The organism is Streptomyces sp. CA-249302, from assembly GCF_050936785.1.
Taxonomy (GTDB): domain Bacteria; phylum Actinomycetota; class Actinomycetes; order Streptomycetales; family Streptomycetaceae; genus Streptomyces.
On record NZ_JBNJMG010000001.1, the window covers coordinates 7,320,392 to 7,335,527 of the forward strand.

Consider the following 15,136-nt stretch of genomic DNA (forward strand, 5'->3'; position numbering starts at 1 on the left):
CCAGGCCCCGCGCCCCCGGCGTGATCCGCCGGACGGGCCCTAGACCCGCGGTGCCCCGGTCACCGACATCACCAGGGAGTACAGGGAGGTCGTGGCCGTGATGAAGAGGCGGTTGTTCTTCGGGCCGCCGAAGGTGATGTTGGAGACGGTCTCGGGGACCAGGACGCGGCCGATGAGGGTGCCGTCGGGGTCGTAGCAGTGGATGCCGTCCGCCAGGGCCGCCGCCCACAGCCGGCCCTGGTCGTCGAGGCGGATGTTGTCGTAGTGGACGCCCGCCGAGGCCTCCGCGAAGACCTTCCCGTCCGAGAGCGTGCCGTCCTCGGCCACGTCGAAGACGCGGATGCGGGCGGCACGGGAGTCGGAGACGTACAGCCGCCGCTCGTCCGGGGAGAGGATGACGCCGTTGGGCCCGTCGAAGCCGTCGGCCGCGAGGTGCACCTCGCCGCTCACCGGGTCGATCCGGTAGACGTTGCACGCCCCGATCTCGGACTCGGCGCGATGCCCCTCGTAATCGCTGAGGATCCCGAAGTCCGGGTCGGAGAACCACACCGTGCCGTCGGAGCGCACGACGGAGTCGTTCGGGCTGTTGAGCCGCTTGCCGGCGAAGCGGTCGGCGAGGACGGTGACCGTCCCGTCCGGCTCGGTCCGCGTCACCCGGCGATTCCCCTGCTCACAGCTGACCAACCGCCCCTGCCGGTCCAGGGTGTTGCCGTTGACGTGCCCGGCGGGAGAACGGAAGACGCTCACCGCGCCACTGCTCTCGTCCCACCGCAGCAGCCGGTCGTCGGGAATGTCGCTCCACACCACCTGCCGCCAGGCCGGCACGTACAACGGCCCCTCCGCCCACCGGCACCCGTCGTACAGCACCTCCAGCCTGCCGTCGCCGTTCGTGCAACGCCCGCCGCTGAAGCGTTCGTCCAGCACCTCGTACAGCCCTTTGACGATGTGCCCCGTCATGCTGCTGACCCCTCACTGATGTCGATCAGGACGGGTGCAAGGTAACCCGGCTAGGCCTTCCGGGCGGTGGCCAACTGCCGGGCCAGCCCGGGGATCCCCAGTCGCAGTTCCTGCTCCTGGTTGGCCCCGTGCAGCCGATTGCTGAGCTGGTAGGGATCGGCGGCGAGGTCGTAGTACTCCCGGAACAGCACCTCGCCGCCGCCCTTCGGGCGACCCGACTTGTCGAGCCGCGTCCGGTAGTACTCGGTGTACTGCTCCCGCTTCCCGATGTACGTCGCCCAGGTGTGGATCGGTTCCTTGTCCTGCCGGTTCCACCACCACTCGGCGAGGAGATGGTCGCGGTCGTTGCGCGGGTCGAGCAGGGAGTGGCCGTCGAGCGGGGTGTCCGGGGTGAGGCCGGCCGCGTCCAGGAAGGTGGGCGCGATGTCGACGTGCCCGGTGAGCCGGTCGTCGGTCCGGGCCTCGCCAAGACCGCGGGCCGGCCAGGAGGCGAGGAAGGGCACCTCCAGACTCGGCCGGTACGGCACCGACTTGCGCAGCCAGCCGTGGTCACCCCAGCACAGCCCGTGATCGCTCGTGTACACGACCAGCGTGTTCTCCAGCTGCCCCAGCTCACGCAGCTTGTCCCGGAAGTCGCGCATCGCGTCGTCTACGGACAGCAGGGTCTTCAACTGCCGCTCGCGCAGCGCCTTCCCCTGCTCGAAGGAGTGGTGCGCCTTCCGCAGGAACGCCGGCTTGTCGCTCTTGTCGTCCTCGAACACCGAGGGCCGCCCGTCCCAGTCGGGCACGCGCGCGTGCGCGTACCGCCGCTCCGGGATGTTCAGCTCGTGCGCGCTGCGGGTGGCGACGTACGCGAACCAGGGCCGGTCGTCGACGCGGGACTGCTCCATGAAGGCGAGGGCGCGGTCCTTGATGACGGTGGTGTTGTAGCCGGGGATGTTCCGGACGGTGCCGTTGTCGTTGTAGTGGCCGTTGTAGTACGCCACCGGCTCCTGGAGCAGCCACTCGTCGAAGTGCGGCGGGTTGTCGCCGGTGTGCCAGAAGTTGAGGTACTTGCCGAACAGGCCGGTGCGGTAGCCGGCCTCGTGCAGCCGCCGCTGGACGGTGGTGCGCTGGTCGAGGTGGTACGGGTGCCGGGTGTCGAGCACCCCGTGGTTGTGCGCGTACCGCCCCGACATGATCGAGGCGCGGGAGGGCGCGCAGAGCGGCGTGTTGGCGTGCGCCCGCCCGAAGGTGGTCCCGTGCCCGCCGAGCCAGTCGAGGGTCTGGGGGATCGCCCAGTCGGTCTCCTTCGGCTGGTCGTCGGTGAGCACGAAGAGGATGTTGGGCCGGTGGTCGGAACGGGGGCGGCGGTAGGGGGTGGGGGAGGCGGCCCGGCTGGCGGCCGGGGCGGCGGTACGGACGTTGTTGACGGCGGGGGCGTTCGGACTGCCCGCGTCCCCGTCGTCCCCTCCGACGGCCCGCGCCACCAGTGGCACGGCGGCTCCGGCGGCGACGACGGCGGTCCCCGCGATCACGGCCCGCCGGGCAGGCCCACGCCGCTGCTCCTGGCTCATAGGTGTCCCCAAGTCCCCGTTTTGCGGTGCTTCGACGCACACGCAACCTGTGAACGAGCTTGCAGTGTGCAGGCCGTTCCTGTGAATGCCGTTGCGGGATTACGACGGTGACCTTGCGGTGTTCCTTCGATGAGGGCCCTGCGAGTCGGCCGAACGCCCAGCTCAACGCCCGATCGCTGACAGCGAACGCCACCCCGGGAACATTCGCGAAGCCTCGTGCATTGAGTCGGCATAACTCAACTTGGCTGCCGGAGGGAAAATCATGGCTTCGACGTCCACAACGCTCACCCTGCCCGTGCTGCCGCTCGACGACGAGGTCGTGCTGCCCGGCATGGTGGTCCCCCTGGACCTGAACGACGCCGACGTACGCGCCGCCGTGGAGGCCGCCCAGGCCGCCGCCCGATCCGAACCTGGAAAGCCCAGGGTCCTGCTGGTCCCACGCGTCGACGGCACCTACCCGGGCACCGGCGTGCTCGGCACCGTCGAGCAGGTCGGCCGCCTCGCCGACGGCGACCCGGGTGCCCTGATCCGCGGCCGCGGCCGCGTCCGTATCGGCGCCGGCACCACCGGCCCCGGCGCCGCGCTGTGGGTCGAGGGCACCCGTATCGACGAGAAGACCCCCGAGCCCCTGCCGGGCCACGTCACCGAACTGGTCAAGGAGTACAAGGCGCTCGCCACCGCCTGGCTGCGCAAGCGCGGCGCCTGGCAGGTCGTGGACCGCGTCCAGGCCATCGACGACGTCTCGCAGCTCGCCGACAACTCCGGCTACTCGCCCTTCCTGACCACCGACCAGAAGATCGAACTGCTGGAGACCGCCGACCCGGTCGCCCGCCTCAAGCTCGCCACCGCACAGCTCCGCGACCACCTCGCCGAGCAGGACGTCGCCGAGACCATCGCCAAGGACGTCCAGGAGGGCGTCGACAAGCAGCAGCGCGAGTTCCTGCTCCGCCGCCAGCTGGAGGCGGTCCGCAAGGAACTGCGCGACCTGAACGGCGAGAAGGACGGCGAGGAGTCCGACGACTACCGCGCCCGCGTCGAGGCCGCCGACCTGCCGGAGAACGTCCGCGAGGCCGCCCTCAAGGAGGTCGACAAGCTGGAGCGGTCCTCCGACCAGTCTCCCGAGGGCTCCTGGATCCGCACCTGGCTGGACACCGTCCTTGAACTGCCGTGGAACGACCGCACCGAGGACGCGTACGACATCCAGGGCGCCAAGGCGATCCTGGACGCCGAGCACGCGGGCCTGGAGGACGTGAAGGAGCGGATCACCGAGTACCTGGCGGTGCGCAAGCGCCGTACCGACCGCGGCCTCGGCGTCATCGGCGGCCGCCGCGGCGGTGCCGTCCTGGCCCTCGTCGGCCCGCCCGGCGTCGGCAAGACCTCGCTCGGCGAGTCCGTCGCCCACGCCATGGGCCGCAAGTTCGTCCGCGTCGCCCTCGGCGGCGTGCGCGACGAGGCCGAGATCCGCGGCCACCGCCGTACCTACGTCGGTGCACTGCCCGGCCGTGTCGTCCGTGCGATCAAGGAGGCCGGGTCGATGAACCCGGTGGTCCTGCTCGACGAGATCGACAAGGTGGGCTCCGACTTCCGCGGCGACCCGGCCGCCGCCCTGCTCGAAGTCCTCGACCCGGCCCAGAACCACACCTTCCGCGACCACTACCTGGAGGTCGAACTCGACCTGAGCGACGTGGTCTTCCTGGCGACGGCGAACGTGCTCGAAGCCATCCCGGAGGCGCTGCTGGACCGTATGGAACTGGTCCGCCTGGACGGCTACACCGAGGACGAGAAGGTCGTCATCGCCCGCGACCACCTGCTCCCGCGCCAGCTGGAACGGGCGGGCCTGGACAAGGACGAGGTGACCCTCGACGAGAGCGCCCTGCGCAAGCTCGCCGGCGAGTACACGCGCGAGGCGGGCGTCCGCACCCTGGAGCGCTCGATCGCCCGGCTGCTCCGCAAGGTCGCGGCGCAGCACGAACTGGGCGACCGCGAGCTGCCGTTCACGATCACGGACGCCGACCTGCGCGCCCTGATCGGCCGCCCGCACCACGTCCCGGAGTCCGCGCAGGACCCGGCGGAGCGCCGTACGGCGGTCCCGGGTGTGGCGACGGGCCTGGCCGTGACCGGCGCGGGCGGAGACGTGTTGTTCGTCGAGGCGTCCCTGGCCGACCCGGAGACGGGCGCGGCCGGCCTGACCCTGACCGGTCAACTGGGCGACGTGATGAAGGAGTCGGCGCAGATCGCACTGTCCTTCCTCCGCTCGCACGGTGCGGAACTGGAGCTGCCGGTCGCGGACCTGAAGGACCGCGGCGCGCACATCCACTTCCCGGCGGGCGCGGTGCCGAAGGACGGCCCGAGCGCGGGCGTCACGATGACGACGGCCCTCGCGTCCCTCCTGTCCGGCCGCCTGGTCCGCACGGACGTGGCGATGACGGGCGAGGTCTCCCTGACCGGACGCGTCCTCCCGATCGGCGGAGTGAAGCAGAAGCTCCTCGCTGCCCACCGTGCGGGCGTGACGACCGTGATCATCCCGAAGCGCAACGAGGCCGACCTGGACGACGTCCCGTCCGAGGTGCTGGACAAGCTGGACGTCCACACCGTCACGGACGTCCGCCAGGTCCTGGAACTGGCCCTCGCGCCTGCCACGAGCGACGCGAGGCCGGAGGTTCCGGCAGCGGCGTGACGGACGCTGCCGGACAGGGGAAGGCCCGGGTCCCGTGAGGGAGGCCCGGGCCTTCTCCGTACGCCGGCAGGTCAGCCGTTGGCGAGGGCGACGACCCGGTCCAGCGCCCCGTTGAACTTGTCGTGGTCGCCGACGGTCGGGCCGGACGAGGTGTACTGCCACATCGTGTAGTACGCCCATCCGGCCGGCAGCGTCCCCACGTCCGAGGCGTACCGGGCGATCCACAGCGGGTTGGCGGAGGCGAAGCCGGCGTAGTCGCCGGTGCAGTCGGTCCACCAGCTGGTGGCGGTGTAGATGACGGCATCCCGCCCAGTCCGCGCCTTGTACGTGTTCAGGAAGTCGGCGATCCAGCCGACCATCGCGCTCTGCGACTTGCCGTAGCACTCGGCGCCGTAAGGGTTCCACTCGATGTCCAGGGCGCCGGGCAGGGTCCTGCCGTCCTTGGACCAGCCGCCGCCGTGGTCGGCGAAGTAGTTGGCCTGGGTGGCGCCGCTCGTGGTGTCGGGGGTGGCGAAGTGGTAGGCGCCGCGGATCATGCCGACGTTGTAGGAGCCGTTGTACTGCTGGGCGAAGTAGGGGTTCGTGTAGTACGTGCCTTCCGTCGCCTTGGCGTACGCCCACTTGACCCCGCTGCTCCACAGGGTCGACCAGGCGACGTTGCCCTGGTAGCTGGCGACGTCGACGCCCTCGGTCTGGGTGGCGTCGCCGGTGGACGGCGTACCGGCACTGCCGTCGTGGGCGAGAACCCCCATGCCCATGTAGGCGGAGCCGCGGGACGGCGTCGTCGCCGCGTCGGCGGGGGCGGTGAGGGCGAGGGTGAGGGCGGCGAGCAGGAGCCCGGCGAGGAAGAGGCGCCGGGGGCGGAGCGGGTTCGGTCTGTGCACGGGCATGGCGTGCCTCCGAAGGCTCGGTGATGCTCGGTGGGGGGAAACCCTGACGAAGCTACGCACGTAGAAGAAGGCGTGTGAAGAGGGGGTGGAGGCTGCCGTTGGTCTAGCCCTGCGAAATACTTGTGGAGCTGCGGCGATGACGGGGTTCGGCGGAAACTTTCAGGTACGGGAAAACCGAGGCAGGGGCTGACGTGCACGAAGGCGGGAACGGCGACGGACGCCGCGGACAGGCGCAGGCGTCGCCGAGCGGTGCGGACCAGGAGTACCTGTCCCTGGAGCGCGAACTGACGATCCTGTTCCGGCGCGCCCGCGCCAACCAGGGCGAGATGGCCCGCGAGGTCCACCCGGACCTGGAGTCGGCGGCCTACGGCCTGCTCATCCGGCTGGACGAGTGCGGCCGTCAGCGCGCGACCGAGCTCGCGGCCTACATCGGCGTCGGCAAGGCGACGATGTCCCGCCAGCTCCGCGCCCTGGAGGACCTCGGCCTGGTCGCCCGCGAACCGGACCCGGCCGACGGCCGCGCCTGGCTGGTCCACCTCACGGAGGAGGGCCGCGAACGCGTGAGCAAGGTACGGGACGCGCGCCGCGGCCGCTACGTCAGCCAGCTGGCCCACTGGGACCGCCGCGAGGTGTCCGAACTGGCGCGGTTGCTGGGGCAGTTGAACGGGGTCATGGAGCGGTAGGGCCCGTCACAGCTCCACGTAGACCGCCGACGCGTCGTCATGCGCCTTGCTGCGCCGCAGGAACACCCGTTCCGTGTCGGCGGTCTCCAGCGCCCGCACCCGCTCCACCAGCGCCCCCGCCCCCTCCTTCCGCACGAACCGGAAGCAGTCCTCCCAGTCGCCCTCGCGGAACTTCTCCACCCAGCGCGTGGCGCCGTCCGTCATGCCCAGCAGGGCCCGCACCCCCGCCCTCGGCAGCACGCCCGTCACCGCGCGCTCCGCGACCGACGGATCCGCGGCGGCCGTGTAGAAGCCGCCCTCCTTGTTGCGGACGTTGGCGTCCACCAGAGCGTCCGTCGCCAGGGCCGAGCGGGGGAGTCGGGAGAGGCGGTCGTCCAGTACGGCCGTCACCGAGCCCTCCGACGATTCGACCAGGAGCGCCGAGTCCGACAACACCAGGTACTCGACCGACTCCGGCGACCACCGCGCCACAACCACCGTGGCCTGTGGGGTGCGTGGGTGAGAAAGGTCACAGGTCGTTACATGTGCTTCAGCTGTACGAGCGATCGCCCGCGCGAGGGCCTCGGGCAGCGGAACATCCGGGCGGGAAACGGTCAGTTCGGTCAGCGCTCCGCCCAGGTGGGCGACGTGCCAAGGGACCGAATGCAGACACCCCGTCCCGTCGCGCGGCGGCGTCACCCCGTCCAGGATCACGAGGGCTCCGCCCTGGCCGGACGCGGGCAGGAGGACGGCGGCGAAGTCCTCGTTGGGGCGGTCCGGGTCGCCGGGCTCCGAAACAAGTTCCGTACGCATTCGGCCAGTCTGCACGACGTCTCCACACGCTTCACCAAAGGCTGGCAACGGTCGTCGAATTGGTGCACCCGCGCAGGTCAGGCGCCGGATTTGGGAGGGAATCCGGCGTTCCGGGAATGCGCGGCGGCACATAGTGCCACCGGTCGCCGGAGACGTCCAACCGGCCCGCCCGGAAAGGCCTGTGAATACGTCGGAGGAACTTGCCCGCCAACTCCCCTCCGATGTTCACTCCTTCGGGTGGCGGGTCAGGTGATGCGCGACTGCTGCCCACGGGAGTTGGGAGGGTCGGGAGCCGTACTGGGTGCACGTACTGTCGACGGGAGTTGACGGAACGTCACCAGGGCCCAGGGGATCACGAGTCAGGAATGCGAGCACCGGTGCAGAAGACGCGGCCTCGTCGCACAGGCAGCAAAGGCAGGCAGACGGCCTCCGCAGGAGGTCCGGAACCCGCTCCCGCCACTGTCACCGGCAAAGGCCGGCCCACCCACGTACGCAACCGGCTGATCGTCGCCGTGGCCGTGGTGGCCGCCGCCATCGCCGGCGCCGGAGCCCCGTCCGTACTCGCCGCCTCCGGGCAGCTGAAGGACTCCCAGGACCTGGTCACCCTGGCCGAGCAGACCCAGGACGCCCTCACGCTGGCCCACTCGCTCGCCGACGAGCGGGACGAGGTCACCTCGTACATCGCCGCCGGGCGGTCCAAGTCCAAGGCCCCCTCCGAGCAGCGCAGCGCCCGCGTCGACCGGCAGGTCGAGGAGTTGCGCGCCGACCCCGACATCCCCGCCGACCTGCGCGGCGACCTCGACGGCATCGACGCCCTGCGCCGGGCCGCGCTCACCGGCAAGAGCAGCGTCCTGGAGGCGCACGACGCCTACTCGGCCGCCATCACCGGCCTGCACGGGCTCGCGGAGCAGCTGGCCGAGCAGATGCCGACCAGGGCCGGCTCCGGGGCGTACGCGCTCGCCGAACTCGACTCCGCCGTACAGCAGTCGGCGGCCGCCCGCGGGCTCCTCCTCGCCGCGCTCAGCGTGCCGCGCACGACCCAGACCGTCATCAGCCCCGTCACCGGACTGCCGACCACGACGACCACCTCCTCGGCCGCCGACACCAAGACCCGTAACGCGCTGACGGCCGCCGCCCAGCAGGCCCGGGTGCGCTCCGACGCGGCCCTCGCCGACTTCCGCGAGACCGCCCCCAAGGCGGCCCGGAACTCGTACGACAACACGGTCACCGGCTCCGAGGTGAACTCCGCCGAGAAGTACCTGGCGTCCCTCACCGACCAGCCGACCCTCTCCTCCTCCCAGCTCGACACCAGCACCACCAAGGCCGGCGAGGCCCTCTCCGCGCGCGTCGACATGATGCGCGGCGCCGAGTCCGCCCTCTACGACCGCCGCACCAAGGACCTCGCCCAGCTGCGCGACGACGACGTCACCGCGCTGGAGATCCGCGTCGCGGTCCTGGGCGGTCTGCTGCTGGTCGCGGTCGGCATCGCCACGGCCATGGCCCGCACCCTCACCCGCCCCCTCTCCGTCCTGCGCCGCGGCTCGGCCCGCCTGGCCGAGGCCGAGAACCCGGCCGCCGAGGAAGCGATCACCTTCACCGGCCGCAACGACGAGTTCGCCCAGGTCGTACGGTCCGTCAACGCCCTGCACGCACACGCGGCCGCCCTGTACGAGCGCATCGCCACCCTGGAGTCCGACCGCAAGCACCTGGTCGGCCAGCGCCAGAAGATGGCCGACGCCCGAGAGGAACTGCGCGCCGAACTCGCCGACTCCGCAGACCGGTTGGAGCGGCTGCGGGAGAGCATCGGCGGCACCTTCGTGAACCTCTCGCTGCGCACGCTCGGCCTGGTCGAACGCCAACTCGCCGTCATCGAGGGCCTGGAGGAGCGCGAGCAGGACCCCGAGCGCCTGGCCACCCTCTTCAAGCTCGACCACTTCGCCACGGTCATGCGCCGCCACAGCGAGAACCTCCTGGTCCTGGCCGGCACGGAACACGTCCAGCAGCACGCGGGCCCGGTCCCGCTGGTCGACGTGATCCGCGCGGCGGTCAGCGAGATCGAGCGTTACGAGCGTGTCCGCATCGCGGCCCTGCCCCCGCACGCCCACGTGGCCGGCTTCGCCGCGGACGACCTCTCCCACCTCCTCGCCGAGCTGATGGAGAACGCCACCTCCTTCTCCCCGCCGGACATGCCGGTCGAGGTCTCCGGCTGGCTGCTGGAGAACGGCGAGGTCATGCTCTCCGTCCAGGACGAGGGCATCGGCATGACCCCGGACCGCATGGTCCGCCTGAACGCCCGCCTGACCGAGTTCGACCCCGAGTCGCCCTACGACCAGGAGGGCGAACAGGGCCTGGGCCTCGGCCTGTACGTCGTGGCCCGCCTGGCCCACCGCCACGGCGTCCGAGTCCAGCTGCGCGAACAGAAGCAGGGCGGGGTGGCGGCGGTGGTGGTCCTGCCCCAGCCGTTGCTGGCGGCGGCCCCTTCGACGGCGACCCCGACCTCGGCCGCACACCTGCCCGGCGCTTCCCACACCTTCTCCCTCCCGGGCGCCGACGCGGAAGCCAACTCCAACGTCCTCCCCGCCCGCCCGAAGACGGACCCGCTGGTGGCGTTGGCGGAGAAGGCGGTGGCCGAGAGGCCGACGCAACCGGAAGCACCGACGCCCACTCCGGCCCCGGAACTCCCCGCCGAAACCACGATGGAACTCCTGGCCCCGGTACCAGCACAGGAAGAGCCACCGCCACACGCCGACCCCGCCCACGCCGATCCCGCTGCTCACGCCGGCCCCGCCCACGCCGAGCCTGTGGCCCACGCCGGTTCCGCCCACGCCGAGCCCGTGGCCCACGCCGAGCCCGCTGCCCACGCCGAGCCGTCGACCCACGACCGCCCCGCGGCCCACGACCGCCCCGCGGCCGCCGACGGCGATTCCGCCCCACAGGGGCCACCCGCACCCGACTACGAAACCGTCACGGGTGGTGCGGGTGGGAACGACACCGCCGAAGGCGGTGAACACTCCCGCACCCCGGACGAGGAACCCCTGACCGCCAAGGGCCTCCCCAAGCGCACACCAAAGATCACCGCCCCCACCCAGGCCCCGCGCCAGCGCACGAGCACGGTAGACGCCGAGGCCCTCCGCCAAAGGCTGGGCGGCTTCCGCCAGGGCGCCACCGCCGGCTACCGCGACGTACAGGCGGAGATCGCCGAACAGACCGCTCAGAACAAGGTGCCGGCCACCGAACCAGCCGTATCCGAAGAAGCCACGGGGGGCACTGTCGAGGAGGCAAGCAGTTGACCGCGCCCAGTACCTTCGGACTGAGCAGTGAAGCCCGCAACCTGCACTGGCTGCTGACGAACCTGGTCGAGGAGGTGCCGGGCATCCAGTCAGTAGCGGTGGTCTCCTCCGACGGCCTGCTCCTGCTCTCCTCCGACCCCGGCCGAAACGACGAGGCCCGCCAGACCACTCGTACGACGAAGGGCCCGAAGGGATCCTCCGCCGACCTCGCCACCATCGTCTCCGGCATCGGCAGCCTCACCATCGGCGCAGCCAAGCTGATGGACTCCGGCGCGGTGAAGCACACGATGATCGCGATGGACGAGGGCAGCCTGTTCGTGATGTCGATCAGCGACGGCTCGCTGCTCGGTGTGCACGGCTCCGCGGACTGCGACATGAGCGTGGTGGCGTACCACATGGCCCTGTTCGTCGGCCGGGCCGGCCATGTGCTGACCCCCGAACTCCGCAGCGAGCTACGGAAATCACTGGAGCAGGAGTCCACCGGGAGCGTCCGATGACCAACCCGCCGAAGCCGAAGCAGAAGCCGGCCAAACAGACGCTCCCCGTCCGCGGCGGCGACCGCAAGCCGGCTCGTGTACGGCCGTACTCCCTCACCGGCGGCCGGACCCGCTTCGGGCATGTCCTCCTGGTCGAGACCTTCGTGGCGGCCCTCGAAGCGCCGGAGGAGCGCAAGGAACTGACGAATGGTTCCCTCAGCACCCGGGTCATGCCCGAGATGCAGGCCATCGTCGAACTCTGCCGCCGTATGCGCACGGTGGCCGAGATCGCCGCGCTGCTGAAGATGCCGCTCGGTGTGGTCCGGGTGCTGCTCAGCGACCTCGCGGACCAGGGAAAGATCCGTGTGTACGGCACCGGGACCGGTCACGGTACGGGCCGTCCCGACCGCGCTCTGCTGGAAAGGGTGCTGAGTGGACTCCGTCGCCTTTAGGGAAACCTTGAGAGACACCTCCTTCGCGGACACCGACGAGGACCTGAAGTCCTGGCAGACGGACCGCACCCGCGCCCCGATCGCGACGAAGATAGTCGTGGCGGGCGGTTTCGGGGTCGGCAAGACCACGCTCGTCTCCGCCGTCTCGGAGATCACGCCGCTGCAGACCGAGGCGCTGATGACCGAGGCGAGCGAGGAGACCGACGACCTCACCGCCACGCCCGGCAAGCTGACCACCACCGTGGCCATGGACTTCGGCCGCCTCACGCTCGACGACGACCTGGTGCTCTACCTGTTCGGCACGCCGGGCCAGCAGCGGTTCTGGTTCATGTGGGACGACCTGGTGCGCGGCGCGATCGGCGCGGTCGTCATGGCCGACACCCGCCGCCTGAAGGACTGCTTCCCGGCCCTCGACTACTTCGAGAGCTGCGGGCTGCCGTACGTCGTCGCGGTCAACCACTTCGACGGCAGCGAGCGCTTCGAACCGGAGGACGTGCGGGAGGCGTTGACGGTCCCGCCGCACATCCCTGTAATGATCATGGATGCGCGGCGCAGGATATCGGTGGTCGAGACCCTCCTGTCCCTCGTCGCCCACGCGCTGGACGAAACCCCCGAGTAGTCCCCGAGTAGGAGAACAGCCCCCGTATGCGGAAGATACTCGTCGTAGGAGCCGGCCAGTCCGGACTCCAGCTCGCCCTAGGCCTCCAGTCGAACGGGTACGAGGTCACCCTGATGTCGAACCGGACGGCGGACGAGATCCGCTCCGGCCGGGTCATGTCGACGCAGTGCATGTTCCACACGGCACTGCAGCACGAGCGCGATCTCCAGCTGAACTTCTGGGAGTCCCAGGCCCCGAAGATCGAAGGACTCGGCGTCTCGGTCGCGGCCCCGGGCTCGTGGGCCGAGGGCCCCGCGGCCCGTGCCATCGACTGGCTGGGCAGCCTCGACGGGTACGCGCAGTCGGTCGACCAGCGGGTGAAGATGGCCGGCTGGATGGAGACGTTCGCTCAGCGCGGCGGCCAGCTGGTCATCCACGGCGCGGCGGTCTCCGACCTCGACTACTTCTCCCGTACCTACGACCTGGTGCTGGTGTCGGCGGGCAAGGGCGAGCTGGTGTCCATGTTCGGCCGGGACGCGTCCCGTTCGCCGTACGGCGAGCCGCAGCGGGCCCTCGCGGTGTCGTACGTCCACGGTCTCGGGCCCCGCCCCGAGCACCCGGACCACGACGCGGTCCGCTGCAACCTGGTGCCGGGCGTGGGCGAGTTGTTCGTCATGCCGACGCTCACCACCTCCGGCCGCGCCGACATCCTGTTCTGGGAGGGCATACCCGGCGGCCCGCTCGACGTCTTCAACGGCGTCAAGGACCCGGCCGAGCACCTCTCCCTGACCCTGGAACTCATGGAGCGGTACACGCCCTGGGAGCACGCGCGGGCCACCAAGGTCGAACTGACCGACGCGGGCGGCGTGTTGGCCGGCCGTTACGCCCCCACCGTCCGCAACCCGATCGGCCGCCTGCCCGGCGGCGGCCTGGTCCTCGGTGTCGCGGACGTCGTCGTGGCCAACGACCCGATCACCGGCCAGGGCTCCAACTCGGCCGCCAAGTGCGCCGCTTCCTACCTCGCCTCGATCCTGGAGCACGGTGAGAAGGAGTTCGACGAGACCTGGATGCGGGCCACCTTCGAACGCTACTGGGACACCGCCCAGCACGTCACCAAGTGGACCAACGCGATGCTGTCCCCGCCGCCGGAGCACATCCTCAACCTGATCGGCGCGGCAGGCCAGTTGCAGCCGGTCGCCGACCGCTTCGCCAACGGCTTCGACGACCCGTCCGACTTCGAGAACTTCTTCTACGAGCCCGACAAGGCCGAGGCCTACCTCGCCTCTGTCGCCGGAGCCGCCTGATCGCCGTCCGGCCGCACGGCTCCGAGAATCGGATAGGACGCGACGGGCGAGACCTTCACCTGCTCGCCGGTCCTCGGAGCCTGCACCACCATCCCCGCTCCCAGGTACATCGCCACGTGCGTGGCCTCGGGAAAGTAGATCACCAGGTCACCCGGCCGCAGTTCCTTGACCGGTACCCGCGGCAGTCGCGCCCACTGCTCCTGACTGGTCCGCGGGATCGGTGTCCCCGCATGCCCCCAGGCCTGGGACGTGAGCCCCGAGCAGTCGTACGACGCCGGCCCCTCCGCCCCCCACTCGTACGGCTTCCCGAGCTGTTGCACGGCGTACCGCACGGCCCGGTCCCCCTCTCGTGACGGCTCGCTCTCGGTCCCCGGCGCTCCCGAAGCCATGAACTGCTCCTGCGCCCGGTCGACTTGGTCCTGTTCCAACTTCCCTACCGCAGCCACCTGTTCAGGCGTGAGCGAGACGAGCAGCTCCTCGACGTCCTTGAGTCGCTTCTCCACACCGTCCCGCTCCTTCTTCTGCCGCTCGGCGAGGGAGAGTTGACCGTCGAGCGCCTTGCGGGCCTCCCGCGCCAGCTCACCGGCCTTCTTCTCGCTTCCCGTGAGCCGCCCGACCATCTCGGCCCGCTCGCGCGCCAACTGCCCGATGACATGGCCCTCGTCGAGCGCCTGCTGCGGATCGCGGGCGAGCAGCAGCCGGACGTACGGCGAGAGGTCCGTGCTGTTCTGGTACTGCTGCCGGGCCAGCCGCCCCGCCGCCCCCCGGCTGTCGTGCAGGGAGAGCCGGGCGCGGGCCAGTTCACGGTCCAGCCGGTCGACGTCGGCGCGCTGCTTCTTCAGCCTCTCCGCGGTCCCGTTGTACGTCTCGGTGGCCTGCTCGGCCTCCCGGTACAACCCCTGTAGATCCGTCAGCAACTGGGAGACGGACCGCTCTCCGGCCGCGGGCGGCTCCGGTACGGCCACTGCGGGCAGCGGCGCGAGGACCGTGCCGGCCGCCACCGCCGCCGTACACACCAGACGCAGAAGCCTTCCTGACACGTCATCACCTCCGGTGCGGGCAGCCCCTCTGCTCCGCACCGCGAGCTTCAGTCGTGCGTGCCGGCTCCGCGCGCCGGGTGTGCGCGGTTCGGCCCAACCCGGTCACCCGTCGGTGTCGTCCGGCTTGCCGCCCGGCGTGGCGTCTGGCCTGCTGTCCGGTTTCGACCAGGGCCACTTCGGCCGGCCGGCGTCGGGCCCGGCCGCGGGGTCGTACTCGTACTTCCAGCCCTGCTGGATGCCGAGCCGCTTGCTGTACCCGCGTGCCACCCGCCGGTAGACGAGTACGGTGTCCGGGCCGCCGGCCGGGTCGGGGACCGGGATGCGGTAGATCTTCGGCGGATGCCCGGTCGGGCCGCCGAGGACGGGCAGCACACGCCCGTCCATGGGTCCGCCCTCGAAGGGAATCGGTTCGCTCTTCACG

The 15,136-nt window shown here is 70.9% G+C and carries 13 protein-coding genes; 7 read left to right on the forward strand and 6 right to left on the reverse strand.

The features are described from left to right. Positions 1-39: 39 nt before the first annotated feature. Entirely contained in the window at positions 40-957 is a 918-nt protein-coding gene (locus ACQEWB_RS33285; protein ID WP_432837556.1) for an SMP-30/gluconolactonase/LRE family protein, read from the reverse strand. Positions 958-1,007: 50 nt separating this feature from the next. After that, complete coding sequence (locus ACQEWB_RS33290; RefSeq protein WP_432837558.1) at positions 1,008-2,513, reverse strand: sulfatase family protein; 1,506 nt, start codon at positions 2,511-2,513, stop codon at positions 1,008-1,010. A 262-nt stretch (positions 2,514-2,775) separates the two neighbouring features. On the opposite strand from ACQEWB_RS33290, the gene lon reads away from it, so the two are divergent. Next, positions 2,776-5,190: an endopeptidase La gene (gene lon, locus ACQEWB_RS33295; protein WP_432837560.1), complete on the forward strand. Its 2,415-nt coding sequence runs from the start codon at positions 2,776-2,778 to the stop codon at positions 5,188-5,190. A gap of 71 nt (positions 5,191-5,261) precedes the next feature. On the opposite strand, the gene ACQEWB_RS33300 is transcribed toward lon, so the two are convergent. Continuing rightward, positions 5,262-6,080, reverse strand: a complete 819-nt coding sequence (locus ACQEWB_RS33300) for a lysozyme (protein ID WP_432837562.1) — start codon at positions 6,078-6,080, stop codon at positions 5,262-5,264. A gap of 191 nt (positions 6,081-6,271) precedes the next feature. On the opposite strand from ACQEWB_RS33300, the gene ACQEWB_RS33305 reads away from it, so the two are divergent. Next, a complete protein-coding gene (locus tag ACQEWB_RS33305; protein WP_432837564.1) occupies positions 6,272-6,763 on the forward strand; it encodes a MarR family winged helix-turn-helix transcriptional regulator in 492 nt (163 codons plus the stop codon). 6 nt (positions 6,764-6,769) lie between these two features. Here ACQEWB_RS33305 and ACQEWB_RS33310 read toward each other — a convergent pair whose 3' ends face one another. Then, on the reverse strand, positions 6,770-7,555 hold the full coding sequence (locus ACQEWB_RS33310; protein WP_432837566.1) for a hypothetical protein: 786 nt from the start codon (positions 7,553-7,555) through the stop codon (positions 6,770-6,772). 377 nt (positions 7,556-7,932) lie between these two features. On the opposite strand from ACQEWB_RS33310, the gene ACQEWB_RS33315 reads away from it, so the two are divergent. The 5 genes from ACQEWB_RS33315 to ACQEWB_RS33335 are packed head-to-tail and all read left to right on the forward strand — an operon-like array spanning position 7,933 to position 13,675. Beyond that, positions 7,933-10,845, forward strand: coding sequence for a sensor histidine kinase (locus ACQEWB_RS33315; RefSeq protein WP_432837568.1), 2,913 nt, complete (start codon positions 7,933-7,935; stop codon positions 10,843-10,845). Beyond that, entirely contained in the window at positions 10,842-11,342 is a 501-nt protein-coding gene (locus tag ACQEWB_RS33320; RefSeq protein WP_432837570.1) for a roadblock/LC7 domain-containing protein, read from the forward strand. Before ACQEWB_RS33315 ends, ACQEWB_RS33320 begins: the two co-directional genes overlap by 4 nt. Further along, positions 11,339-11,773, forward strand: a complete 435-nt coding sequence (locus ACQEWB_RS33325; RefSeq protein ID WP_432837572.1) for a DUF742 domain-containing protein — start codon at positions 11,339-11,341, stop codon at positions 11,771-11,773. The genes ACQEWB_RS33320 and ACQEWB_RS33325 overlap by 4 nt, the downstream gene beginning before the upstream one ends. Positions 11,774-11,780: 7 nt before the next feature. Beyond that, positions 11,781-12,392, forward strand: a complete 612-nt coding sequence (locus ACQEWB_RS33330) for a GTP-binding protein (RefSeq protein ID WP_432837574.1) — start codon at positions 11,781-11,783, stop codon at positions 12,390-12,392. Positions 12,393-12,418: 26 nt separating this feature from the next. Then, positions 12,419-13,675, forward strand: a complete 1,257-nt coding sequence (locus ACQEWB_RS33335; RefSeq protein ID WP_432837576.1) for a styrene monooxygenase/indole monooxygenase family protein — start codon at positions 12,419-12,421, stop codon at positions 13,673-13,675. Here ACQEWB_RS33335 and ACQEWB_RS33340 read toward each other — a convergent pair. Continuing rightward, positions 13,645-14,715 carry an NlpC/P60 family protein gene (locus ACQEWB_RS33340; RefSeq protein ID WP_432837578.1) on the reverse strand — a complete coding sequence of 357 codons (1,071 nt, stop codon included), beginning with the start codon at positions 14,713-14,715 and terminating at the stop codon, positions 13,645-13,647. The two genes, ACQEWB_RS33335 and ACQEWB_RS33340, sit on opposite strands and share 31 nt — an antisense overlap. A 102-nt stretch (positions 14,716-14,817) precedes the next feature. Continuing rightward, positions 14,818-15,135 carry a hypothetical protein gene (locus tag ACQEWB_RS33345; protein WP_432837580.1) on the reverse strand — a complete coding sequence of 106 codons (318 nt, stop codon included), beginning with the start codon at positions 15,133-15,135 and terminating at the stop codon, positions 14,818-14,820. Position 15,136 lies beyond the last annotated feature (1 nt).